Source organism: Chryseobacterium sp. YIM B08800 (assembly GCF_026163565.1).
In the GTDB taxonomy this organism is placed as follows: Bacteria; Bacteroidota; Bacteroidia; order Flavobacteriales; family Weeksellaceae; genus Chryseobacterium.
The window spans coordinates 90,485-116,572 of record NZ_JAPDKN010000025.1 but is presented as its reverse complement, the minus strand read 5'-3'; the positions used below and the strand labels follow the sequence as shown (position 1 = coordinate 116,572).

At 33.3% G+C, this 26,088-nt stretch carries 19 protein-coding genes; 12 read left to right on the top strand and 7 right to left on the bottom strand.

Annotated elements, in window-relative coordinates:
* Positions 1-53 precede the first annotated feature (53 nt).
* Entirely contained in the window at positions 54-4,496 is a 4,443-nt protein-coding gene (locus OEW74_RS10855; RefSeq protein WP_265428509.1) for a GEVED domain-containing protein, read from the bottom strand.
* 434 nt (positions 4,497-4,930) lie between these two features.
* Here OEW74_RS10855 and OEW74_RS10850 point away from each other — a divergent pair, with 434 nt between their 5' ends.
* The 4 genes from OEW74_RS10850 (at position 4,931) to OEW74_RS10835 (ending at position 8,842) form a co-directional block, all read left to right on the top strand.
* Positions 4,931-7,054 (top strand): Tex family protein, encoded by a 2,124-nt coding sequence (locus OEW74_RS10850; RefSeq protein WP_265428508.1) that lies wholly within the window; start codon positions 4,931-4,933, stop codon positions 7,052-7,054.
* A 45-nt stretch (positions 7,055-7,099) separates the two neighbouring features.
* The gene (locus tag OEW74_RS10845; protein WP_265428507.1) at positions 7,100-7,735 is read left to right on the top strand and encodes an HAD family hydrolase; all 636 of its coding nucleotides are present in this window, start codon (positions 7,100-7,102) and stop codon (positions 7,733-7,735) included.
* A 148-nt stretch (positions 7,736-7,883) separates the two neighbouring features.
* Complete coding sequence (locus OEW74_RS10840; protein ID WP_265428506.1) at positions 7,884-8,444, top strand: RDD family protein; 561 nt, start codon at positions 7,884-7,886, stop codon at positions 8,442-8,444.
* Positions 8,444-8,842: a hypothetical protein gene (locus OEW74_RS10835; RefSeq protein WP_265428504.1), complete on the top strand. Its 399-nt coding sequence runs from the start codon at positions 8,444-8,446 to the stop codon at positions 8,840-8,842. The genes OEW74_RS10840 and OEW74_RS10835 overlap by 1 nt, the downstream gene beginning before the upstream one ends.
* A gap of 100 nt (positions 8,843-8,942) precedes the next feature.
* On the opposite strand, the gene OEW74_RS10830 is transcribed toward OEW74_RS10835, so the two are convergent.
* From OEW74_RS10830 to OEW74_RS10810, 5 genes are all read right to left on the bottom strand, one after another.
* The gene (locus OEW74_RS10830; RefSeq protein ID WP_265428503.1) at positions 8,943-9,647 is read right to left on the bottom strand and encodes a hypothetical protein; all 705 of its coding nucleotides are present in this window, start codon (positions 9,645-9,647) and stop codon (positions 8,943-8,945) included.
* A 10-nt stretch (positions 9,648-9,657) separates the two neighbouring features.
* On the bottom strand, positions 9,658-11,220 hold the full coding sequence (locus OEW74_RS10825; RefSeq protein ID WP_265428502.1) for a M20/M25/M40 family metallo-hydrolase: 1,563 nt from the start codon (positions 11,218-11,220) through the stop codon (positions 9,658-9,660).
* A 221-nt stretch (positions 11,221-11,441) separates the two neighbouring features.
* On the bottom strand, positions 11,442-12,275 hold the full coding sequence (locus OEW74_RS10820) for a GLPGLI family protein (protein WP_265428501.1): 834 nt from the start codon (positions 12,273-12,275) through the stop codon (positions 11,442-11,444).
* A 6-nt stretch (positions 12,276-12,281) separates the two neighbouring features.
* Positions 12,282-13,430: a carboxypeptidase-like regulatory domain-containing protein gene (locus tag OEW74_RS10815; RefSeq protein ID WP_265428500.1), complete on the bottom strand. Its 1,149-nt coding sequence runs from the start codon at positions 13,428-13,430 to the stop codon at positions 12,282-12,284.
* A 124-nt stretch (positions 13,431-13,554) separates the two neighbouring features.
* Positions 13,555-14,697, bottom strand: coding sequence for an Atu1372/SO_1960 family protein (locus OEW74_RS10810; protein ID WP_265428499.1), 1,143 nt, complete (start codon positions 14,695-14,697; stop codon positions 13,555-13,557).
* A 63-nt stretch (positions 14,698-14,760) separates the two neighbouring features.
* On the opposite strand from OEW74_RS10810, the gene OEW74_RS10805 reads away from it, so the two are divergent.
* Positions 14,761-15,567 (top strand): AraC family transcriptional regulator, encoded by an 807-nt coding sequence (locus OEW74_RS10805; protein ID WP_265428498.1) that lies wholly within the window; start codon positions 14,761-14,763, stop codon positions 15,565-15,567.
* A gap of 45 nt (positions 15,568-15,612) precedes the next feature.
* On the opposite strand, the gene OEW74_RS10800 is transcribed toward OEW74_RS10805, so the two are convergent.
* Positions 15,613-15,789 carry a histone H1 gene (locus tag OEW74_RS10800; protein ID WP_034678341.1) on the bottom strand — a complete coding sequence of 59 codons (177 nt, stop codon included), beginning with the start codon at positions 15,787-15,789 and terminating at the stop codon, positions 15,613-15,615.
* A gap of 502 nt (positions 15,790-16,291) precedes the next feature.
* On the opposite strand from OEW74_RS10800, the gene OEW74_RS10795 reads away from it, so the two are divergent.
* The 7 genes from OEW74_RS10795 to OEW74_RS10765 all read left to right on the top strand — a co-directional run bounded on the left by OEW74_RS10795 (position 16,292) and on the right by OEW74_RS10765 (position 26,087).
* The gene (locus OEW74_RS10795) at positions 16,292-17,137 is read left to right on the top strand and encodes an AraC family transcriptional regulator (protein WP_265428496.1); all 846 of its coding nucleotides are present in this window, start codon (positions 16,292-16,294) and stop codon (positions 17,135-17,137) included.
* Positions 17,138-17,791: 654 nt separating this feature from the next.
* Positions 17,792-18,313, top strand: a complete 522-nt coding sequence (locus OEW74_RS10790; RefSeq protein WP_265428495.1) for a hypothetical protein — start codon at positions 17,792-17,794, stop codon at positions 18,311-18,313.
* Between the two features lie 75 nt (positions 18,314-18,388).
* The gene (locus tag OEW74_RS10785; protein WP_265428494.1) at positions 18,389-19,180 is read left to right on the top strand and encodes a molecular chaperone; all 792 of its coding nucleotides are present in this window, start codon (positions 18,389-18,391) and stop codon (positions 19,178-19,180) included.
* The gene (locus tag OEW74_RS10780) at positions 19,173-20,201 is read left to right on the top strand and encodes a hypothetical protein (RefSeq protein ID WP_265428493.1); all 1,029 of its coding nucleotides are present in this window, start codon (positions 19,173-19,175) and stop codon (positions 20,199-20,201) included. Before OEW74_RS10785 ends, OEW74_RS10780 begins: the two co-directional genes overlap by 8 nt.
* A 106-nt stretch (positions 20,202-20,307) precedes the next feature.
* Positions 20,308-23,007, top strand: coding sequence for a hypothetical protein (locus tag OEW74_RS10775; protein ID WP_265428492.1), 2,700 nt, complete (start codon positions 20,308-20,310; stop codon positions 23,005-23,007).
* Between the two features lie 305 nt (positions 23,008-23,312).
* Entirely contained in the window at positions 23,313-24,377 is a 1,065-nt protein-coding gene (locus OEW74_RS10770) for a 3-oxoacyl-ACP synthase III family protein (RefSeq protein WP_265428491.1), read from the top strand.
* Between the two features lie 306 nt (positions 24,378-24,683).
* Positions 24,684-26,087: a glycoside hydrolase family 28 protein gene (locus OEW74_RS10765; protein ID WP_265428490.1), complete on the top strand. Its 1,404-nt coding sequence runs from the start codon at positions 24,684-24,686 to the stop codon at positions 26,085-26,087.
* Position 26,088: the final 1 nt, after the last annotated feature.

The window sequence follows — 26,088 nt, the reverse complement described above, 5'->3', positions numbered from 1 at the left end:
ACAAAATAAGCTCTCAATTACGAGAGCTTATCTTTTACATGAAAATTAAACAGTTATTCTTCTTTAATGAATTTTTTCTGCACATTTCCTTTCTTATCATCAATATCAATAACATAGACGCCGCTAATAAGTGCACTTACGTCAATTTTATTATTCACGATCAATCCACTTGATATTAATCTTCCGGCAGCACTATAAATTTTATAGTTTGCCTTTTCACTGATATTTTTAACATTCAATACCGATTTTACAGGGTTTGGATAAATCAAAATATCTGTCTGATTAACTGAATTTACAATTGGTAGTTTTGATATTCTCACGGTATAATCTTCTACTTCACCATCATCAAAACTCATACAGTTAACTGGTATTTTCCCTTTAGCCATCGCTACTCTCATAACAACATATTTAGAGCTTGTCATGCTGATGAATGCATCAGATGGTACATTGAATGTTGCACTTGCAGTAGAATTTGAATTAGGTGCGTCTGCAAGAATTCTTTCATCAAGATCAAACGTTCCGTTTCTGTCAAAATCAATCCATACTGCAACTCCGGAATCGGCTCCCTGAGTTTTATCGATAGTAATTTGATTTCCTGTTGACCCTTGAATCATTTCAATAAATTTAGTAGGATCTCCAGTAAAATCAGAATAGGCAGCTCCTGTTGAAGCATTAATCATTTCTGGCTTTCCGTTTGGTGTAGCGGTAACCTTTGAAATATATTCAGAAGCAAAGTTAGTTGAATGCATTTGGCAGTAAATCACTGTAGGTGTTGTAAAATAGTAAAGAGGTGTAAAATTACCCGGTGTTCCACTACAAACATTCGCTACCTGCATTTCATATTTTGTAAGTTCCAATAATCCTGTGATTATATAAGTTGTATTACTTACGTTAATAGTCGTCCAGCTTGGTATTCCTACTTTTCTGTATCTTAATGTATAATTATTGGTAGCTCCGGGACCTGTATAGGCCTCCCAAACCACTTCTGCAGTTGTAGGTGTTAATTGAGTAATAGTAAATCCTGGAGGGGGAACTTCACAAATTCTTTCAGTGGTAAATATCTGTGTAACTGACCATGCATTCGGATTTGTTTCACCGTTACAAATACTTGCTACCTGCACCTCATAAGTTTTATAAGAGCCAAGATTTTGTATTACATAAGTATTTATTGGTGGAGGTGGCAATGTTGGTGTATTCCATACTGTACTTCCTACTTCTCTCCATCTTAAAACATAAGTTGCATTTGGAACAAGCGGATTCCACGTTACCATTGCTGAATTTGATGTAATACTAGAGATCACTACATTTGGCGGTGCTGGATCACATCTTGTCGTAAATGTCTGAGCAGGAGTAAAAGCACCTGCTCCTCCACTTCCACATACTGCAGCAATTCTAACTTCATACATTGTTGCAGGTGTTAATCCTGTAATAGTCACTGGTGGATTTCCTCCCAAAACTGTAAGATTCATTGTCGTCCATGCAGAAGCAGGAGTGGTTACTGGTCTATATTCTAAAACAAATGCATTATTATTTGTAGCAGGAATCCAATTAACGATAGCCGAATTATGAGTTATCGTAGTGAAAGTTGGTGCTCCCGGCGTCGCATTGTTACATGGTCTTAATTTTACAGCATAATCTTCTACTTCTCCATTCGTTGCATTCTGACACATTATTGGTGCGCTTCCTCGCTTCAAAACAACTCTCATTGTTGTGGTATTGGCTCCTGTATAAACTCCTGTTGCTGGAACATCGAATGTAGCCGTAACCGGAGTTGCAGTATTAGAAGGAGTACTCATTATTTTTTCACTATCTGTAAATACACCATCTCTATCCCAGTCAATCCAAGCATGCACCGAATCAGCATAAGTAAGTCCATCCCAATCTTTTGATACTGAAATTTGATTACCTACTGATCCTATTTCCAGATTAATTAATGTTGCAGGAGTTGTATAACTAATATAATTAGTTTGAAGCGATGCATTTTCCATCATCGGAAAATTTATAGGTGTTACTTTTACATTCGAGATGTAATCAATTGTACCTGTTCCAGTCATATTACAGTAAGTAACAGGCGGAGTTGTAAAATCTAATGATGGCGAGAAAGCTCCTTGATTTCCACCACATATCGTAGCTATCTGTACCTGATAAGCAGTTTGTTCAGTAAGACCTGTAATTGTATGAAAGCTTTGCCCCACAGGAAGCGTTAATCCAGCCGCACTTGGCAACCATGCTCCTGTCGTTCCTTGTCTCCATCTGATAACATAAGTAGCATTAGCTGTTGGCAACCAAGATACATATGCTGAGTTATGAGTAAGATTTCCTACAGCAATACTTGTTGGAGGCGCTGTAGTGCAGGGTTGAAGGTCAATAAATTTAATATAATAATCTTCTACTTCGCCATTGCTTGTAAGATTCATACAAGGATCTGTCGGAGTATTAAAATAAACCATAACACGCATTTTGATTTTACTGTTTCCAATATAAGCATTGGCAGGTACATCAAAACTAGCTGTTACAGGAGTAGTATTAGAATATCCAAGATTCATGATTCTTTCTCCTCCCGCAGTTCCTACAGGATTATTATTAAAAACTCCATCTCCATTAAAATCTATCCATGCATACGTCGTGTAAGTTCCTGAAGCTATCATTCTTCCTACCGATAAGGTATTGTTAACCGAATTTCTTAATAAAGTAATGGTTTTGGAAGGATCAAGGGAATAATCTGTATAAGTACTTGGTCCTGAATTATTAGACGTGGCAGGAACATTCGTTCCTATCATTGTAATATTATTAATGTAGCCATTAGTCACTGTTGCGGTTCCGGAACCACAATAAGTGAGAGCCGGAGTACTGAAAGGAACCGATGCAGAAAAAGTTCCCTGAGTTCCACAAATTGTAGCAATTTGCACTTCATACTGACTTTGCTCAATAAGTCCCGAAAGCAATACATTATTAGTAAAAGGCGTAGTAATATTAATAGTTTGCCACGCTCCGGATGGTAAAACTCTGTATCTTACAACATAGGTTGCATTCTGAGTCGCTGTCCAAGATACTGTAGCAGAAGTAGCTGTAATATTACTTACCGCTATATTTGACGGTGGCACATTTGTACAAGAAGGCAAAACACTACCTACAAGCTGAAGCCTCGGCAAAACTGCATACCTACTCGTTGCAGTTGGAGGAGTTAATGGATTGGGATTCGTAGTTGTGCTATAATAAAGCATTCCTCTGTTGGGTCCGGCAGAATAACTTCCCCAGTTCGCTGTACAAGATGTTCCTGTACTATTTTCATCTACTGCAATCACAACATTACTCGTTCCATCCCAAAGAAATGGTGTTGCAAGAGGAATTTCAACCCATGTTCCTGCTGTCATTGCTGGTAATGTTCCGCTATATACCTGATTCATTGTTCCGGCAGGAACCCAGCTTGTAGTTGTAGGAAAATCGGTTTGAGCCGTATTTCCCATATAAACTACCCATTGATTGTAATTTGCCTGAGTAGCCGCAGTAGTAGAAACAAAAAACTTAATAGATGTGATCATATTATTTGTTCCAACTGCTGTTGCAATTTCTGTCGGTGTATATATTTGCTGAGAATAATTAAATCCTGAACAAGAGTATGCCGGTAAGTATGCATGTGTTGCTGTTCCACCACCAATCTGTCCCGGAATAAAGAAATCTCCTTCTACCCATAAAGATTTATCCGAAGCGCTACATACCGAGCGAACCCACCAATAATAAGTACTTCCTGAAACCAAAGAATTTATATTAGCTGAAAATCCGGGAACAATAGTTCCTACTGTTGCTGCAGTTGGAGGTGTACTTGAAGTACTGTAATAATACTCATATCCACCTGCAGGTGCAGGAGCCGGAGCTAATGGTGCTGCCCAATTCAGAGTTGCAGAATTGGGTGCAAGATTTGTTACAGGAGCAACAACAGGTTCAAAACATGTTGGAGCCTGTATTACCTGAACCTCATCCAAAAGTACATCATCATAAAAATATCCGTTATTAGCAACATCTTTGTCAACAGTAAATTTAAGCTGAATAGTTGTTCCTACATAACTTGCTGCAAGAGCAACTCCTACTGTTCTCCATTCTGGAGCATTGCTGTTATCAGACCAAATTTCAACCCATCCACTTCCGCTATTTACCTCAAGCTTCATTCTATTATTTTCGTAAGGAGGAAGCGTTCCAGTTGCTGAGGTAAGATGGTTTTTTAACCATTCAAATTTCACATAAGGATTGGTCAATCCGGTAAGATTGATTTGTGGACTAATAAGTTCAACCGTGTGCTCGTTATCATACGGTGAACTTGCATCAACCCAAGCAAAAGTACCTGCAGCCTTTCCTCCGTTTCCGGTTACACCATAACCAGCAGAGGTGTTAAATCTCCATTTAACATATAAACTTGTTGATGTACTTGTGGGGTTTTGACTTGTCCAACAGGGGGGTAATACACCCGTGCTGAAAGATTGTAAAAAAGGGACGGGCATTGCCGTACATTGTGCGGAGACTTTGAGCTGAAAACACAGCAAAATCCCCAGAATTGTTAAAAATCTGTTCATAATATAGAATATGGTTAGTAATTGAAAAATAAAATTGAGATGTTTTTTGGATTAGAGAAACATCTGAATTTGTAGATACAAAAAAAATAGAAGAAGTAGAAAATTTCCTCATAGGCATGCTATTTTGTGACAATTCACAAATATAGTATTTTTATTTATAACACAACATAATTATCTAAAACAATTGTATATTCTACTAAAAATGTAGATTATTTATCTTTTTCAATGAATTAATATTTTTATCTTATTTTCAAACTCATTAAATATATTAATCAGATAAATCTTACAAAGTGTAAATTGCCATTCACAGATATTTTATTCCTCTAAAAAAGTCAGTATTTTAGCCATTCTAAAAATGCAGAATGAACGCAACAGAATTTATACATAAAAAACTCAACCTATCTGATAAAAGCATAAATGCCACTTTAAAATTATTATCTGAAGACTGCACAATTCCATTTATTTCTCGTTATCGAAAAGATGCTACAGGAAATCTTGATGAAACACAAATTGAGCAAATCTCAAAACTCAACAAACAGTTTGAAGAGATTGTAAAACGTAAAGAAAGTATTTTAAAATCAATAGAAGAACAAGATGCTTTAAATCCTGAATTGAAACAGCGAATCGAAGAAAGTTTTGACATTCAGGAATTGGAAGATTTATATTTACCTTTCAAAAAACGCAGAAAAACCAAAGCAGATGCTGCCAAAGAAAAAGGTCTTGAGCCTTTAGCCAAAATTATTATGAGTCAAAAAGCTCAGGATATTCAGTTTTTGGCTTCAAAATATCTGAATGATCTGGTTTCGTCTGAAGAAGAAGCTCTGCAAGGTGCAAGAGATATCATGGCAGAATGGATTAATGAAAATATGTATGTCCGAAAAAATCTGCGCCGTCTTTTTCAGCGAAAAGCCGTAATTACGTCCAAAGTTGTAAAAGCAAAAAAAGATGAGGAAGATGCCCAAAAATTTTCACAATATTTTGAATGGGAAGAAAGCCTTAACCGAACTCCTTCTCACAGACTTTTGGCAATGCTCAGAGCGGAAACTGAAGGTTTTGTGAAAATAAATATTGAAATCGATAAAGAAGAAGCTTTAGATTTTATAGAAAATGCGATTATTAAATCTAAAACCGAAAGCGCTGAACAAATTGCTTTAGCTATCAAAGATTCTTACAAAAGACTTTTGGAACCTGCAATCTCCAACGAAACGCTTCAGGAAGCAAAAGAAAAAGCCGATAAAAAAGCCATCGAAATATTTTCTGAAAACTTAAGTCAGCTTTTATTAGCTCCGCCTTTAGGAGAAAAGAGAATTTTAGCGATCGATCCAGGTTTTAAAAGTGGTTGTAAAGTGGTTTGTTTAGATGAAAAAGGAGATTTATTACACAACGAAACGATTTATCCGCACGCTCCGCAAAATGAAAGCGGAATGGCGATGAAGAAAATCCGCTCGATGGTCAATGCTTATAATATTCAGGCAATTTCTATCGGAAACGGAACCGCAAGTCGTGAAACTGAATTTTTCATTAAAAAAATTGCTTTTGATAAGCCTTTACAGGTTTTTGTGGTATCGGAAGCCGGAGCTTCTGTTTATTCGGCAAGTAAAATTGCAAGAGATGAATTCCCAAGCTTTGATGTGACCGTTCGTGGCGCAGTTTCTATCGGACGAAGACTTTCTGATCCGTTGGCTGAATTGGTAAAAATCGATGCTAAATCAATTGGTGTCGGTCAATATCAGCACGATGTAGACCAAACTCAATTGAAAAACGAACTCGACTCAACGGTAATGAAATGCGTAAACTCCATCGGAATTAATTTAAATACGGCAAGCAAATCACTCTTAAGCTATGTTTCCGGAATTGGCGAAAAAATGGCAGAAAACATTGTAAATTACCGTGCTGAAAACGGAGCTTTCGAAAACAGAAAGCAACTGAAAAAAGTTCCAAGATTGGGTGAAAAAGCTTTCCAACAGGCTGCAGCTTTCATTAGGATCACCAATGGAGAAAATCCTTTAGACAATTCAGCAGTACACCCTGAAGCGTATGGAATTATCGAAAAAATGGCGAAAGATTTAGGCATTAAAACCAATGAATTAGTTGCCAATAAAGAGAAAATCAATTTAATTCAACCTGAAAAATATACTACTGAAGACATCGGAATTCTAGGCATAAAAGATATTTTAAAAGAACTTGAAAAACCCGGATTAGATCCGAGAAAATCTGCAAAAGTTTTTGAATTTGATCCAAATGTAAAAAAGATCACCGACTTAAAAACAGGAATGATTCTTCCGGGAATCGTGAATAATATTACTGCTTTCGGGTGTTTTGTAGATTTAGGAATTAAAGAAAGCGGATTGGTACATATTTCTCAATTGAAAGACGGTTTCGTTTCTGATGTCAATGAGGTGGTGAAATTACATCAACATGTTCAGGTAAGAGTAACTGAAGTGGATGAAGCGAGGAAGAGGATTCAGCTGAGTATGGTTTTGTAAATAAAGCTCTTCAATCAAATAAATCAACCTAAATAACAATACATTTTGAATAAAAAAAATTTAATTTTCGATTTAGACGGAACACTTTGGGATCCCAGAGCGACCATCATCAAAATCTGGAATGAGGTTTTAACCCAACGTCAACTATTACAAAGAGAATTGAAACCCGAAGATATGGATCAATATATGGGACTGCTATTTGATGATATTTTAAAAGATATCATTCCCGGAATTTCAGATCAACAGGTGCAGGAGATTCTTGTGGAAATTGTAAAAAAAGAAAATAAGGTTTTGCGCGCTCATGGCGGTATTCTTTATGAAGGAGTTGCAGAAACTCTGGCGAATTTGAAAAAAACATACGATCTTTTCATTGTGAGCAATTGTCAGGACGGCTATATTGAAGCATTTTTAGAATACTATCAATTTAATGATCTGTTTACAGACATTGAATCTCATGGACGTACTAAAAAACCGAAAGCTGAAAACATAAAACTGCTCATGGAAAGAAATCATTTAAGCCATGAAAATTCAGTCTACATAGGCGATACACAGACAGATTATGATTCTGCGAAAGCAAACCATTTATCATTTATTTTCTGTGAATATGGTTTTGGAACATTGAATATTTCGAAGTACAAACCTTCCGTTTCAAAATTTTCAGATCTGGAATTTTGTATTTAAACCTTATTAACTTTGATGAGCGGAGATAAATAGTAAAGCAAGAGCATTTCTGTTCTTGCTTTTTTAGTTTTAAAATGATAGCTCTATTGAATATTTTTAATTCAAACTCTATTGATAATTTATGAAAAATATTTAATTTTGATTATCGATGAAAAAAATATCAGAACTTAAGGAAAGAAAAACAACTCGCAGAGCTACACGGAATTTTGATTCGGAAGGCAGACGTATTTATGATGAATTTGAATATTATTTACCATACAAAGCTGATTTCCCACGTAGTGATAGACAAAGAGAATGGGCAAAAGTAATTGATATGCTCCCTTTATTTTTGATTTTTCTTTTTATTTTTAAACAAAATCCTTTTTTCTCTTTTTTGTTTTCAATACCATCTGTAATAATTATTGGAAGTATTACAGAAACTCTTTGGGGAACAACTTTAGGAAAAAAAATTTTCAAAATGGTAGTTATCGATGATTTTGGAAACTTTCCTGATTTTGTTAAATCTTTAAAAAGAAATTTTTTGTGTTTATCAAACTTCTACCCTTCCTTTTCAGAGTACACAATCAAAAATGTAGCATTTGGAACTCAGACATTTTTTAGAACAGATTTAAGTATGCACATAAACAATAAATTATGTAAAACTTATATTGTAAAAGAAAATCAAATTCCGGAAATCAGAAAACTTCTCAATCATAAAACATTAGATTAATGAAATATCTATACTTATTCTTTTTTGCACTTATTATAAGCTGTAAACCATCATCTAAAACAAATAACGGTAAAGATTTTATCGGTACCTGGAAGACTAATGATTCTTTGAATATAACATTAGAGATAAAACAGAAAACCCATGAAAATAAGATAATTGAAGACAGATATACCGTTACGATTTCTGAACCTCAAAAAATGCAACGTGAACGTGAAATTAGCAATAAACAGTTCAACTATAAATTTGTAGAATCTGACGAATACAATATATTTCCCTTTAAAGAATTTCTATACGAGAATACCACTTTAAATAAGAATTTTATTGGTTTTAAAAAACAAGATACACTCATTAGAACGTATCCGGATTTTGATGATCAGGTTTTTGTTCGTGTAAAATAATTTTTTCATTTTTAAATAAACAAAATCGGGTTAAGATATGATCTCAACCCGATTTTTTTTCTTTCAGAAAGAATTTATTACTTAAATGATAGTTTTAGATTTAATATTTAAAATCTGATTTTTTAATGTCCTTATTATACTTTAAATCTAATAAGGTAACGACTTGATCACCATTCTCAGATTTGAATATATTTTTTGAACAATAAGTAAGATCACCAAACTTTTTATAGTCTGTACATAAAATAGTGGAGAAAGAATCTTTATTGGGATTCATTTTCTCTTCCTTCTTCAACAAGAAACTTTCTGTATCATAAAATAGCTTGGTAATACTACCGTCCGTTGCTATTGCCTCTACTTCGTGGAGCTTTTGATCAGTATCTGTTTTAATAAATTTCACTTTAAATAATTGAGGATCAAGGTAGGCTATTTCATTCATTATGTATTTTCTATCATGTTTATCCTTAAACTCATCCTGATCAGCAATTTGCTTCTGTCCTTTTACGGTTTCGTACCCTGTTTTTCCATCAAACCAAGATCTGTAAACAATTCTTCCTTGATATTCTATTTCAAAGCTACCTAAATTAGGCGCCATTTCTTTAGTAATATAACTTACATCTCTTCCATCCATTACAGTAGAAGATTTAGTATAAAGAGTTTTTATATTACTTAAAAGCTCTTTCCCTCCTCTACTATTAATTGTTTTTTCAATGATTTCTTTTGCCTTAATTTCTTCTGTAGTCTGGGAAAAGGCAAAATTATTTGCTATTACTAAACAAAAGGTAAGTGCGGTAATTATTCGTTTCATATAGTGCTATTTATTTGTAATCTTTAGAATCTCTTCTTGGCTCTTTCACTTCCGGCCATTTTGCTACTTCGCCTTTATCATTTTCAGGCATTGTTCTGCGCTCTCTGCTTGTAAATTCAGGATCTTCGGATGCCATATACGCTAACGTTGCAGTAAGGATCACATTATTTTTTACTTCATCAAAAACAATTTTATCATAAGTATCTTTTGTAGTGTGCCATGTGTAACCGAAATATCCCCAGTTTAGCGAACTTAAAGAAAATCCGGGAACTCCAGCTGCAACAAATGAAGCATGATCCGATCCTCCTCCACCCGGCATTCCCGGGAAATCTGTTTTGATGTGATCTCTCACATTTTTTGGAACCGCATTTAGCCATTTCCCGATATAATCATACGACTTTACAAAACCTTGTCCTGCAATATTTACAACTCTTCCGGTTCCGTTATCTTGGTTAAAAACTGCCTGAGTTCCTTTAATAATTTCAGGATTATCGGCAACAAAACCTCTTGATCCGTTCAAACCTTGCTCCTCACTTCCCCAAAGTCCGACAACAATGGTTCTTTTAGGATTGGGATAATATTTTTTAAGGATTCTCATCGTTTCAAGCATCGTTAAAACACCTGTTCCGTTATCTGTAGCACCTTGAGCACCGTCCCAAGAATCTAAATGGGCAGAAAGGATCACATATTCATTAGGTTTTTCTGAACCTTTAATCATTCCAATGGTGTTGAATGTTTTTGCATCAGGAAGAATTTTTGATTGTGCATCAATTTTAATTCTTGGTTTGCTTCCTTTTTCAGCCATTCTGTACAACATTCCATAATCTTCTATGTCGATATCAAACATTGGGATTTTTGAAGTTTTAGCTCCGAAGATACGGTTTGCACCCATAATTCCCGTCCAGTTTGAAATTGCAATTCCGGCTGCTCCAGCTTTTTCTAAAGCTTCAGGAAGTGTATTATTATCATAACCGATATTTTTCACATAATCACGGAAATCTTTTGAAGCCTGCTCTTTTTCAGCTTTCAGTTTTTCGTATAATTCAGGAGTTGCAAATTCTTTGATCTGCTCATCTGAACGACCGATTTTCTGATATTGAGCCATCAAAACTATTTTCCCTTTTGCAGAAGGAAGCCATTGATCAAATTCCGCTTTAGAAGAAACTTTAGGTAAAACAATTACTTCTGCCTCAACTGCTTTTTTCGTTGAAGGACTCCAAGCTAATTGTGTTGCAGAAAGGGATTTTACACGTGGATACACCATATCGACATGCGTAGTTCCTCTTTGCCAACCTTTCCAGGTTCCGAATTGCTGTAAATTGGCATCAATACCCCAAGATTTTAATTTATTGGCAGTCCATTCATTAGATCTCTGCATTTCCGGAGTTCCTACTAAACGCGGTCCGATGCCATCTAATAGCTCGAACGCCATATCTTCTAACTGAGAATGATTATTGGTTTCGTTTACAAAATTTTCAACAATGGGATTTAATTTCTGTGTAGTTGATTGTGCATTGACAAATTGGCTCGCCAAAACTACTGCAGGAAATGCAAAAAAGGTGTTTATCTTCATACTTTTATTGATTGGCATAAAGATAAAGCTATTTAACGAAAATTAAAATTCTTACATCCTCTATTAAAAATAAAAAATCTATGCAAACCTTCATGATTAGGGGAAATGATCTTTTCTCACACAGATCACACAGATTTGCACAGATCTAAAATTACAAGTTCCATTCTTAGAATTTAGGGCAAAAAATTCTAATTTCTAATTTCTAATTTCTAATTTCTAATTTACAATGAATATTTTATCGCCTTATCTAATTCTATCGGATTATTATATTTTCTGATTTTTTCCTTTAATCTTTCATTGACTTCACGAGAATTGTTTTGTCCGACCTTAGTTCCATCGTTTAGAAAAAACTCTTCATTTGAACGGGTTTGTTGTGTTGCATTTCTTAGATAATTAACGGGCGAATCGTAATATTTCAACTTAGAATCTTTATACTTTGTATCATCTACAGCAACACTGCTTCCCAACATATAATCGATGTACATATTTCCTTTAGGATCAGCGATCTTCTGAGTTTTTACCAATTCAAATTTGTAATTGTTTTTATCATCGTACAATTCTGTTATTAAACCGGGAAGTCCATGAAATTTGTAAGGGCCTTCCTGGAAAGGAATATCTGTGGTAAACCACGCCGTCCAGTTTCTTCCACCCCAATTTGTTGTCGCTTTTTGCATATTCAAATCTTTCACTTTCTTTTTTTCATTAGTAAGCTTCCAGTTTTGGGTGTTCTTAGATGAAAGTTTCAAAACAACATTTTCCAAAACGTCATAATAATCATAGTCTGTAGAACCAGATTTGTGAGTAATAATATGCGACGTATTAAATTTTGAACCATCCGTAATGGGAAGATTGTTTGTCACTAAAGAATCACCAATATAGAAATCACGTGGATAATATTTTACGATTTTAGGCTCAATATCGAGATGATAATTTTCTTTAGTGGTGACATTTTGTGTAGAATCTTTTTTGTATTCTACATCATAAATAAAACGGTGAGTCTGCGCTTTTCCGGCAAAACAAGCCAGAAAAACTGTTGTTAAAAGTATATTTTTCATGGTAAATTATTTCTTATTGATAAATTCCTGCTCTTCTTCAGAAAGCAAAACAGTAGATTCTTTGTCATCTTTTACAGGTATGTTGAGCCAAATATTTTTGTTAAAATCAACTTTTGGATCTAAACCTTTTTTGTCTGATTTTGCGAATGTATTGTAAACAACTTCCCGAATTGATCTTTTCACATGCGTTTCATCTTTGTAAAACATCACGTAATTATCACTTTCAAATTTGCTCAATGCAGGAACATATACTCCGTCTTTTTTGTAAAAATCGTAGGTTAAAGTGGCTTGTCCGTACTTATAATTAAACTCTCTTCCATCCGTTGAAACCTTCTTCTCAGTCGGTAGATCATCCATAGAATAATTAGCTTCAAAAAAAGTAATCACTTTATCGGCTTTATTATACTTAATATTACCCTCAATATTAGTTCCCCTTTCTGTCTTAATTTTAAAACTAATGAATTGCTCACCGTCTTCTTCTGAAATTAATGTTCCGGAATACTTCGAATTGTGAAATTTAATATTTCGGATATTCCTGTTTAGCTCATAATTAAAGAAATAAATCCCCATATTATCGTGATTTACTTCATCGGTTTGGGCAAAGAATACGCTGTCGGTATTATTTCTTTTTAGGTATTTTACATTATTAAGCTGCAACTGAAGAATATCATCGTATTTTTTATCAAAACCATCTCTGAAATTATACATATTACTTTTACTCCAAAATTTAGCTTCCGAAATAGCCATAAAGTACAGTTTTTTATTATCAAAAAATTTCTGCTTCATCACTACATCGTAAACAGACGGTTCATCATAATATCTTTTGTGATAATTTTTAAAAACATCTTCAAAAAGCTTTTTAATATCTACGGCAATAATTTTCACTTCTTCAATCTCTTTAAAAGCAGGTTTAAGTTTAATGACCGAATTGAAATTCTTAAATTTTTCTTTCTTAAAACCCGAAGCTGAAATTTCAAAATTTTTAGAATCATTAGAAACGGAAGCAAAACCGTCTTCATTAGTATAAACCAATTGATCTGATAAAATAATTCTGGCATTGGCAATTGGTTTTCCGTTTTCGGCATCTACAACCTGTAATTTTTGTGCTGAGAAAAATGCAGATAATAAAACAAATAAAAAAGAAATGTGTTTCATAAAAAGTTCCGCTATGGTTTATTAGCGGAACAAATATATATTCAAATGAGAATACATTTCAACAAGGTTTGATATATTTAATATTATTTGTGAATATTTAAATTTCTTTAACGATATTTTAAAACTATTCTACTTCAAAAATTGCCTGAATTTCTACAGAAGAATTTACAGGAACAGAAGAAGCTCCAAATGTAGCTCTTGCATGTTTTCCTTTTTCACCAAAAACTTCTACCGCAAGATCTGAAGCAACATTCATCAAATCTGCATGTTTAGTATAATCATCTTTTGTGTTGAAAATTCCGGTAAGTTGCACTATCCTTTTTACTTTATCTAAATCACCATCAACAGCATCTTTTAGTACTGCCAAAACATTCAGCATTGTTTGTTTAGTCGCTTCTTTTACCTGATTTTCATCTACAGAAACACCCAATTTTCCGGGATGCAAAATTTTTCCATCTTTCAGAGCCACCTGATTGATGAAAACCAGATTTCCAGATCTTACAAAAGGCTGATAATTTCCGGCAGGCTTCGGAACATTGGGAAGAACAATATTTTTCTCGGCTAAAACCTTTTCAATGCTTTTGTTTTGTGAAATTTTAATTTCAGAATTTTTGTTAAAAGTTCCTTTCAAAGCAAATACAATTTTTGCAAAGTTTTTCCCTTGTTCAAAAGCAATTTGCTTTTCATCAGAACTTGGTCTGTCTACATTTTTTACAGAAGCCAGACTTGTGACACCCAAAACCGTATTTCCTTGCGGAATATTTTTATCTATTTTCTCAACACCTCGAATTCCGTTTGACACTAAAACCATTCCGTGAACGGAAAGACTGTTCCAAAAAGCCTGAACTGCCAATTCATTTCCAGCTCCGCTTCCAGCCGACATAAAAACTGTTGCAGGCATTCCTTCCAATGCATGATTGGTCCATAAATTGACAGTTTTAGAAAGAAACTCACTCATTCCTGTACTGATATTTCCAAAATAAACGGGTGAACCAAAAGCAATTCCGTCATAAGAACTTAATTCCTCCACAGAAGCCACCGGAATATCTTTTAAACTTGGATGATTGGATGATTTTACCTGTTTAATAATACTTTGAACATTTCCATTAGCTTCAATTCCTTTTGAGATCTGTTTTGCCAATTCGTAAGTTCCGCCATTATCAGAATGGATCAGTACCAATACTTTTGTTTTGTTATTTTGAGCCATCATTGCATTTGAAATTATTGTTAAAATAAAAACTGCTAAAAATCTATTGAGTGTTTTCATGTAAATTATTTATGATAATGCAAATTTAATGCTGTCATTTTTATTAATTTTGCCAAAAATTTTATGCAAAACGCCAATTCAAAATGTAGTCTCATCGAAAATGAAAACGGATTTTTGGATGATTCCATTCAGAAAGATGCTTACATTTGGTACGAAGAAAATTGGCTACATGACGATGACGAGCATCTTCACCAGAGAGCACAACTTACTTTTGTGAAAGAAGGCTATCAATATTTTCACATTGACAATAAAGTATATCTTGTTCCGCAAAATCATGTCATCTGGATCCCGTCATTGCAAAAACATAAAATAACTTCAGAAGCAGAAACTGTAAAATTGATGGTAAGTTTATTTAAAAATATACCGGAAAAACAATTTTACAAGACAACACATGTTTTTCCTGCACCTCCGATTTTAAAAGAAATGATTTTTTATGCTAAAAAATGGAATAAAGAAACTGCTGAAAACCATGAACAGGAAGCTTTCATGAATGCATTATTAATCAGCCTTCCCAATTTTTGCAAAGAAAATACGGCTTTACAAATTCCGTTGCCTTCGGATTTAAGATTACTTGAAGTCTGCCAATTTATTAATTTAAATTTCAAAAACGATTACAGTGTTGAAGAATTAGCAGAAACTGCAAATCTTTCTGTAAGAAGTCTTCAGCGTATTTTCAAACAAGAAACCGGAATAAGCATAAAGAAATACGCACAGCTGATTAAAATCTTGAAAAGTATAGAATTGATTAACTCCCATCAGTTTACATTAAGCGAGGTTGCTTATAAAGTGGGGTACAAAAGTCTTTCAGCATTTACATCATCATATCTGGCGATAATGAATACGAAGCCAAAAGTAAGTAAGAATATATAATTTTAGCCTAAAAAAATAAGCCGACTGAATCAGCCGGCTTATTTTTTATTTTTTAGATTCTTCAACAGAAACTTTTCTGAAGTCTTTGAACAATTTGCTTAGTTCAAGAGCTGCTTTACGAGCTCTAGTTCCAGCTGCTTTGTTACCTTTTTCAACTTGTTGGTTAGCTTCAGTTGTGAACGCTTCAAATTCTGCGTTGATTTTTTCGATAAGTTCTTTCATGTCTATAAAAATTTAGGGTGCAAATATATGGTTTCAGACCATTCCAGCCTAATTGTAGAGGCATTTTTTGATATGTAGAATCTAAAATATAATATCAAAACCTGAAAAACATAAGTAGATATTTTAAAAATACGTTGATTATGAATTTAATAGGTCATTCTGCTGTTTCGGATAATATTTTAAGTGTAAAATCAATTTTCATCAAAAATTACATATTTCTCTGTACTTATTTTCCAATTTATTACCATATCATCCTTTATAATATAATATTTTGAATAAAGAAAGACGATAAACAGTAAAGAAATTAAAAGATTGAGAATAGTAATGTATATGATTAAATCAGCATAAATCGATTTTTTAACAAAACAAAAATAGCATAATCAAACCTCATTATAACATTTCTTGAAAAATTACAACAAAACCTTAAAATAAAGTAACAATTATCGTCAATTAATGCCTATTTTTGAAGAATATAACCATTCTCAAAACACAAACTTCAAAAATGTATCAAGTATCCGATGAATTAAAACAAAACGGCTTCAGCATTAATCTCGTTTCTGACATAATAGAACGCAATAATTTTTCAAGAAAATTTAACACTTTAGAATATTTTGCAATCTATTTGGTTGCCGAAGATCTCACCATCACCGTTGAGCATAAGCCTTATCATATTCCTGGTGGAAATTCTGTTTTTATTGGTCCTCAAAAGAAAGTAGAATTTGGTAATGCACTGGGTAAAGAAATTTATGCGATTGTTTTTACTAAAGAATTTTTCGACAAAACATCAAAAGACAGTATATATCTTAATTCTGGCATTTTTTTCAACAGTAAATCTCACATTTTTGTTGCTCCATATTTTGGCAATAATGATTACAACAAAATCATCTTAATAGAAAGGCTTAAAAGATTTTCTGCTATTGATGAAAAAGACATCTATTTTTCTGCAGCACATAATGCCATTGAAAGTTTAATACTTGATGCCCATCTGCATATTGATCATAAAAACGACCCAAAAGAACATTTGGAATCGGTAAGTTTAGTCAACCGTTTTACGGTAATTCTTCACAGAGATTATAAGATTGAAAAAAAAGTTTCTCATTATGCAGACGAATTAAGAGTTTCTAGCCGAAAGCTAACTGATATGACAGAATTTGTTTATGGTAAATCTGCCAAGCAAATGATTATTGAAAAAGTTAGATTCGAGTGTGAAAAGGCTATTAAGTTTTCTCCCAAGACTCTATCTGAAATTGCATTCGACTTAGGATTTAAAGATGAAGCTAACTTTACTAATTTTGTAAAAAAACACAGCGGAAAAAGACCATCCGATATGAGAGAATTAATTGGTTAAATTTCCTAAAAACTCCCGATTATTTTATTTTCGCACCAAATATTGCCCTATTTTCAAGGGCATTTTTTGTCTATGTACAATTCTTAACAAGAAAAATACAAGTAATTAATAATCAAATATTTAAAATAAATTTTTACGTAAAAATTTATAAATTATTACGTAAAAATTATTAAATCAAACCCACAGTAAATTGCATTACGTATATATACTGACTAGATTTGCAGTAATAATTAAAGACAACAAAAAATTATCTATATCAGAAAATAAAAAAAGAACACCAAATCACAAAGTTTTTATTAGTATAATAATCTATTCTTTTCAACCGATACATTCATCATATTAATAAACTTTTCATCATCAGTTTTCAATGGTAACTGGATTTATTGAATAAAATCAATGAACCCAGTTACCTTATTTTTTTTTAAGCAAAATTTGCTACAATTAGCTCCCAGAGCCACTTACAGCTAATTATTTTAATTGAATACTTTAATCAACAAGGCTTTTTTTTGCAAAAAATGCTGTATTTCAATTCATTTATGTAAAAATTTGCAAAAAATAAGCAAGTTTTTACAAATCCCAATCTCTATATGAGCCATATCTTTGCACCCGAAAAGAATAGATAACAACTTATCTTAATTAAAACTGATTGATAATATGAAACAATTTTTATTTGCGGCATCAACATTGTTTGCCTTCGCAACAGCTAGCGCTCAAAACGTAACATTAAACGTGAAATTAAAGCCAATTCAAACGCTAGTAGTAAACAAATCTCAAGAAGAAGTTAACTTAGAATACGCAACAAAAGATGACTATGCAAATGGTGTAAAATCAACAAACCCAGATCACTTAAACATCTACAGTACAGGAGGCTTTGAGGTAAAAGTAAAAAGTGAAAACGCTGCAATGCAGAATGGAGGAAAAAGTATCCAAACAAACTCTATTAGATTAACAGCTACAGCTGGTTCAGATGCTGTTAATGGAGCTCAATACTCTCAAAACGTGCAGTTAGCTGCAACCGAAAGTACTTTGGTAACTTCTACGAATGGTGGAGTTAACAAAAAGATTAACATTGAATATAAAGGAGCTGGAGGAGATACTTACATAAACAACTATATTGCTAATCAAGATCCTACTCTTTATACAACAAAATTAACTTATACGATTGTTAGTAAATAACAAACTATAAACTATAGCATATTATAGTGTCACAATTTATTTGTGACACTTTTCATGTAATTAAAAACACCATCAATGAACAAAATCACCTTACTTTTCTTATTTCTGATGATACAAATCAGTGCACAGACAGGTATTTCGGTTTCTCCACCGAGAGTATATTTTGAGTCTGCTGCAGGATCTAGTAACACACAAAAAATAACAGTTACTAATGTGAGTGCAAAAAATACATTAGACCTTGCAGTAAGTTTGGGAGATTGGGATTATGATGAAAAAGGTGAAAACATAATGTATGCAGCCGGCACATTGAAAAACTCTTGTGCAAGCTGGGTTAATATAAAGAAAAACGATAACTACTTCAGTCTGGCTCCCGGAGAAAGAAAGGAACTTGAAGTAACCCTTACTCCACCTACAGTAAATCAGGACAAGCTTTCGGCACATACTGCTGTATTATTTGTAAGCCAAATGAACCCTGTAGATGATGTAGACAATAAAGGAGCAAAAATAAAAGTAAGTATTCGTTCAGGAATTAAAATATTCCACAAAACACCAGAACCAATAAAAAGAAAAATTGAAATTCAAGATTTGAAATTCGACAGCTCGAAAAAGCTATTGAATATCACCTTTCAAAATCAATCTGATATTTGGACTGATGGAAAAATCATCACAGATATCATCAATACAGGTACTGGTAAAAAAATTGCCATAGACCCTATTGTTTTTTATACATTACCTGGAAATATCCGTAAAATAAGTATTCCTGTACAAGATTTAACAGAAAAAGGCTCTTATAATGTGTCGGTTATGATTGATTATGGAGATAACGAGACATTAGAAATGGGAGAACTAAATTTTAACTATGAGTAAAGTATTTATCGCTCTATTCATCACAATATCTATGATAGTTAATGCACAGGTTTCATTTACTTCATGGACAAACAGCTATATGCAGGTAAACTCCTATAATGGAAATAATAATCCGGATGCATATACGGTAACTTTTGCGGCAAATGGCAACTTAAACATGCCTCATTGGAAGCTTTCTGCAAAACTTAAACAACCAATTACTTCTACGAACGGTCAATATACTATTCCTGGAAATAAAATATCTTTTCAGCCTATTTCTTCAACAGGACAAGCTGATCCTAATCCTACTCCATCGCTCACACAAATAGGAGTGCCACCTAATGTATTTTTACAGGAAAATGCAGAGGTTTTTCTGGTTCCTCAATCAAATGCACCGTTATACAACATGCCTTCGACACCAAATGGTTACTATAATCTTCAGCTTAAATTTGGAATTACCATAATGGGAGGTGCTTATTTAGGATCATATCCTACATGGACAAGATTTGCAGCACCTATAGAATTTACAGCTTATGATCAATACAACAATGTGATGGGAAAAGTAAGTCATACTTTTGAATTTCATATTGCTGATTTATCGGGAACGCCACCTGTAACACAGGAAATGTCTTTAAAAGTAAACATGAACGCTGTAAACGGTTTGCTTGAATTTAACAGCATGCAGGACTACAACAATGGAACGAGTGTTGTCTATCCTAGTGGATTGCAAATTAGTACAAATACCAATTTTCAGATCAAAGTAAAATCATTACAAAGTCATCTGTTATCTAATGTAGGTAATTATTCTATTCCTGTAAGTGCAGTACATCTTAGTTTGCAGCCTTTAGGGCAGAGTAATCAAACTATTTTTCCTATAACATTAAGCACCACAAGCCAGACTCTTGCCAAAGGAAATGTATCTCAAACGACAATCTATAATTACGACATCAAATATTTTACATTGCCACAAGATGAGCAATTAATTAATGCTAAGCCTACTGAGTATTCTACTACGCTACAGTACGAAATTACTCCTCAATAAAATTTAAAAGATGCCTTTTTTAAGCAGAAGATTTTTGTTCACCCTTTTTATCGTTTTGTTCAGTAGTATTTATATAAACGCGCAAAAAACTGAATCAAATGTAACGATGGAAATAGAACAAGAAAGTTCGTCATCACGTTCCAGACTTTTAAATCTTGTAGTTGCTGTTCAAAACTTAAATTCTAATAATTTCAGCGGAAAACTGCAGTTTGTATGTCCGAAAGGATTTAAAATTATCTCTGGTGAAGAACCATTAATAGAACTTAAGCCCAACGAAAAAAAATATTTACCTGTAAGAATCATTGTAGGATCTGATGCAAAAGCAGGATCTTCTCCTATAAAAGTAAGGTTAGTCGATCAGCTTGGAATTTTAATTTCAGAAAGAATCAAAGAACATATTATTGAGATTAATAACGACCTTAATTTATCTGTATTAAATGCACCTATTTACAGATCTTCCAGCCAAGAACCTATATCGGTTAAAGTAAGAGTAAGCAATTCGGGAAATATTTCTCAGGATATTACTTTGGTTTGCAAAATTCCAGATCCTGAAAATGGAAATCAGTTTTTAGAGCAACAAGCTGTAATCAATGTAAAAAAAGATTCTACTTTTATATTTACTTATCAGCCTTCAAAAGGTTTATCCAGATTATCAAATTTTTCGATAAATGTCTCTGGTTTTAGAAATCCCGACAAAGAAATATTCAATTCAGCAACTGTTTTTGTGCAGAATATTTCCAGTGTTCAAAAATATCAGGATCCGCAATTCAATAATTTTACAGAGGAAACAAAAAATCAGATTACAGCTTCTTACAGAAAGGTAGGAGATAATATCGACATGTATCAACTGATTGGTTCGGGTGGTTTCAATTTGCCTTCCGGGTTTCTTTATATGAGAGGGAATATTGCATTTCTCAACAGCCAGCAAGAACCTTTGGTAACCAATACGAATATTGTTCTTCAGCAAGGTAAGGATCAATATACCATTGGAAACGTTAATAAGCTTTTAGAAATGACTTTGGTGGGAAGAGGTGTAGAATACAGCCATACATTCGAAAAAAACAAAAAATTGGAGGTCGGATTTATTGATCAGAATTTTAATCTTATTGAAAAAAACAGCTTTTTAAAAAACGGTTACGGATTCTTCACCAAAGGAACACTCAACGCCAACAACAGCTCAAGAAATATTTCGGCAGCGTATATTTACCGTTACGATCCTTTTGAAAAAAGTAAGCACAGTATTTTGGGAACAGAAGCCAATTATGCCTTTGATGAAGTATGGAGCATGATTGCAAAGGTAAATGCAGGTTTAAGTTCTTACGAAACTCAGGATCTTACAAAACCATCCTTCTCTGCAGAATCTAATTATATTGGAGCTATTAAAGATTATAATCTTAACGGAAACTACTTTTTCAGTTCAGGATATTATCCTGGAAACAGACGTGGAAGTATACAGTTGCAGCAGACTATTTCAAAGAATTACAAAAATTACAACTTTTTCGGTAACGCTATATTCTCTAATTTTTCGCCAAAATATTACTTTCTGGACCGGCCACAGGTTTCTGAAAACACAAGAATTGAGGTGGGAACTAAGTTTCCAAGAGTAAAAAATATTAGTTTTGGGCTTTTTTATCAGTTCCAAAATGAAAACTCGAACAGTTACAACAATTTCTTTGGAACCTGGGAAAATAGCGAATTGCGTGACCTTACAGCACACCGAATTGTAGAACAAATTTCATGGTCAGATTTAAAAACAAGACAATCTGCAGTATTTGCATTTGAAACAGGAATTGTAAAATATCCGCTTTCTGATGACAAAAAATTTCAAATGAAACTGAATGGAAACTACAGTTTTAAAAAATTCAATATCAATGCAATTTACCAATCCGGAAGTTATTATTTATCTGAATTTGCTTTCTCACATTTAGCAGCAGAAAATACTGATTATAAAAAATTTACAGTTTCACTTTTCTATAACGACAGTTTCATCAAAGACAAATTTAATCTGAGTACCGGATTATCTTATGTAGATGATATTATCTACGGAAAATCGCCTTCTGCGTTTGTAAATGCAAAGTATAACAGCAAAAATTTCAATATATTTTTAAACTCTTCATGGTACAATTATTCGGTAGGAGTTTTAGCAAATAATATTCTGACATTTGAGCTTGGCCTAACTTTAAATTTAAGAAATACAGTATTAAATCCCGATAAAAAAGGAAAAATTCAGGTACTTGCATTTTATGACGAAAACAATAACAATATCTTTGATCTAGGAGAAAAAACGGCAAACGATTATATCGTTAATATCAATAATATAGCCCTTAAAACCAATGCAGACGGAACAGCAACTTATAAAAATGTGCCTTTCGGAAAATACAGGCTGAAACAGTTTATACAGCAAGGTTGGTATTATGATGAGTATGATTTTAATCTAGATTCTTATTCATATCCGTTAAGCATTCCGCTTCATCAGAACGGAACACTTCAGGGCAAAATATTTTTTGACTATAATGCAAAAGTTGCAGTTGATTTCGAGCACAGAGCATCTTCAGTAGCGTTTCAAATTATTAAGCAAAACAATGTCATTCAAAGAATCGGAAGTGACGACGATGGAAAATTCAACTCATTTTTGCCAACTGGTAATTATACAATTATCATTGACGAGTCTACCCTTCCTGCAAATACCTATTGCGAGACAAAAAGCTTTGATATTAATATAAAAGCCGGCGAAATGGTAGTTGTTCCCGATTTTATTATTAAAGTAAGAGAGAAAAAAGTAAATAAAAAAACTTTCAGTAATTAATGTAATTACACTTCAGATCATTAATTTATTTTTCAAAATCAAATTTTCATCCAACTATATATTTAAACTTTAAAACGTAATTCAAAAATTGGTATTACGTTTTTTTATACTTAATTTATTTTCATTCAATTAATTATAAATTCCGAATAACACTATTACAGCATTCATTTATATGCATTGAATGTTAAATCTTTGCAATAAATTATTGATTGCAATATTTTTCATTATAAAAAAACTACCTTTATTGAAAAAATATCAATAATTTATAATATTTTATTGAATCTCGGCAATGAGATTCCCGCAATATGAAAAGTAAAATTATAGGGGTAGGAAACTACATACCATCAGAAACCATTACCAATCTGTTTTTCGATAAGCATATTTTTCTTAATGAACAGGGCGAAAACTTAAAGGACGACAATTCATTGATTACCAGTAAGCTAAAAAAAATTACCGGAATTGAGGAAAGAAGATATGCAAGCAAAGATCAGGTAACTTCTGATTTAGGATTTATTGCGGCTAAAAATGCAATAGAAAACTCAAAAATCGATCCTGAAACTTTAGACTATATTATTTTCGCTCATAATTTTGGCGATATAAAATCTGGCACAATACAGTCCGATGCTGTTCCTAGTCTTGCTTCAAGAGTAAAACATTTATTGCAGATCAAAAATAACTTCTGCGTTGGTTATGATTTATTATTTGGATGCCCCGGTTGGATTGAAGGAGTGATTCAGGCTAATGCATTCATCAAATCAGGTATCGCAAAAAGATGCTTGGTTATTGGTGCAGAAACGCTTTCTCGTGTCACAGATCCTCACGATAGAGACAGTATGATCTATGCAGACGGAGCTGGAGCCGTAATTTTGGAAGCCAATGAAGATGATGATGATTCTGGAATAAAATCCCATGTTTCAGCCTCTTTTACCCTAAAAGAAAAAGACTTCCTGAATTTTGGAAAATCTTATAACAACGATAATTGTCAGGATACACGATACATTAAAATGGATGGCAGAAAAATCTACGAATTTGCCCTTGTGAATGTTCCGGAAGCGATGAAGAAATGTCTCGATCAAAGTGGTTATTCGATAGATCAGCTTGATAAAATAATTATTCATCAGGCAAACGAAAAGATGGATGAAGCAATTGTCAACCGATTCTACCAATTATATGACACTCCTCCACCTTCAGATATTATGCCGATGGTAATCAGTAAGCTCGGAAACAGCAGTGTTGCAACAATACCTTCATTATTAACAATGATTTTGAATAATGAACTGCCTTCACATTCCATCAAAAAAGATGACATTGTTTTGTTTGCATCAGTGGGCGCAGGAATGAACATTAATGCATTCGTTTATAAATTTTAATGTAGATTTAGCTTTAAGACTTCACAATATTTTTGAAATATAAAAGAGAAATAACATGGTTTACTTCTCTTTTTTTTGTTTCTAAATTTCAAAAAACTTTTCTTTATTTATTTTCAATTCTTTCAAAATAAATAAATTTTCTTTGCTTACATTAATTACAATATTTATATTTTGCAATCGTTTACACACTGAAATAATTAAAAAAATAATAACAGACAGTGCAGGATAATTTTTAGATTCAATTATTTTAGATTGCGATTAGAAAAGAAAACCAGCCTTCTTAAAAACTTACAATGCTTTAGAATTATGAAAAAATATGTTTTACTCCTTTTTGTATTCTTATTATCGATTCATACATCGGCTCAATACAAACCGTGGACTTCTGCAAAACAACCTTTAAAAGAAATTAAAGCTTTAAAAAAGCAGATAAAAAAACCGGAATTCAGAAAAGTTGATTACCTGATTACCGATTTTGGAGCTGTTGGCGATGGAAAAACAAAAAATACAGAAGCTTTCAAAAAAGCAATTGAGAAATGTAGTGCAGAAGGTGGCGGAAGAGTTATCGTTCCGAATGGAATTTTCTTAACAGGTGCCATTTATTTGGAATCGAATGTCAATTTGCATTTAAGTGACGGTTCTACGATTTTATTCAGTCAGGACAGCAAAGACTATCCTATCGTTTTCACGCGTTGGGAAGGAATGGAATGTATGAATTACTCATCACTAATCTATGCTTACGAAGAAGAAAATATCGCCGTCACCGGAAAAGGAACTTTAGACGGAAATTCTGATAATGATAACTGGTGGTTTTGGTGCGGTGCGACAAAATATGGTTATAACGAAACTCGTCCGGGAAGACAAAATCCTGCCCGTGCAAAACTTCACGAATATATGGCAGAAAGAAAACCTGCGAGAGAAAGAATTTTCGGTGACGGCTATTATTTAAGACCAAACTTTGTTCAGCCTTACAAGTCTAAAAATTTCTACATGGCGGATGTTTTGGTTAAAAATTCTCCAATGTGGAACTTGAATCCTGTTTTGTGTGAAAATGTTTTAATTGAAAGAGTAAAAGTAATCAGTCACGGACCGAACAACGACGGTTTCGACCCTGAAGCATGTAAAAATGTATGGATTAAAGATTCTTATTTCGATACAGGAGACGACTGTATTGCCATCAAATCCGGAAGAGACGAAGACGGAAGAGATATCGGTAGACCAGCTGAAAATCATATCATTGAAAACTGCGAAATGAAAGACGGTCACGGCGGTGTCGTTATCGGAAGTGAAATTGCGGGAGGCGCAAAAAATATCTATGCTATCGGAAACGTTATGGACAGCAAAAATCTTGACCGAGCTTTAAGAATTAAAACAAGCTCAAGCCGAGGAGGAATTATCGAAAACGTATTTTTCTACAATACAAAAGTAGGTGCTTATAAAGAAGCTGCTGTTCGTTTTAATATGCATTATGAAAAACCGGGAAATCACATTCCGACGATGAGAAATATCTGGGTTGAAAATCTAACGGTTGACAAAGGTGGAAAATATGCTGTATTTTCTGATGCTTACGAATCTTCGCCTGTAACAGATTTCACAATGATTAATGCTAAAATGGTTGGCGTTCAGATTCCTTACAAAGTAGATTATATGAAAAATGTGACACTGAAAAATGTAACCGTTAACGGACAACCTTTAACCGAGTTAAAACCATAAA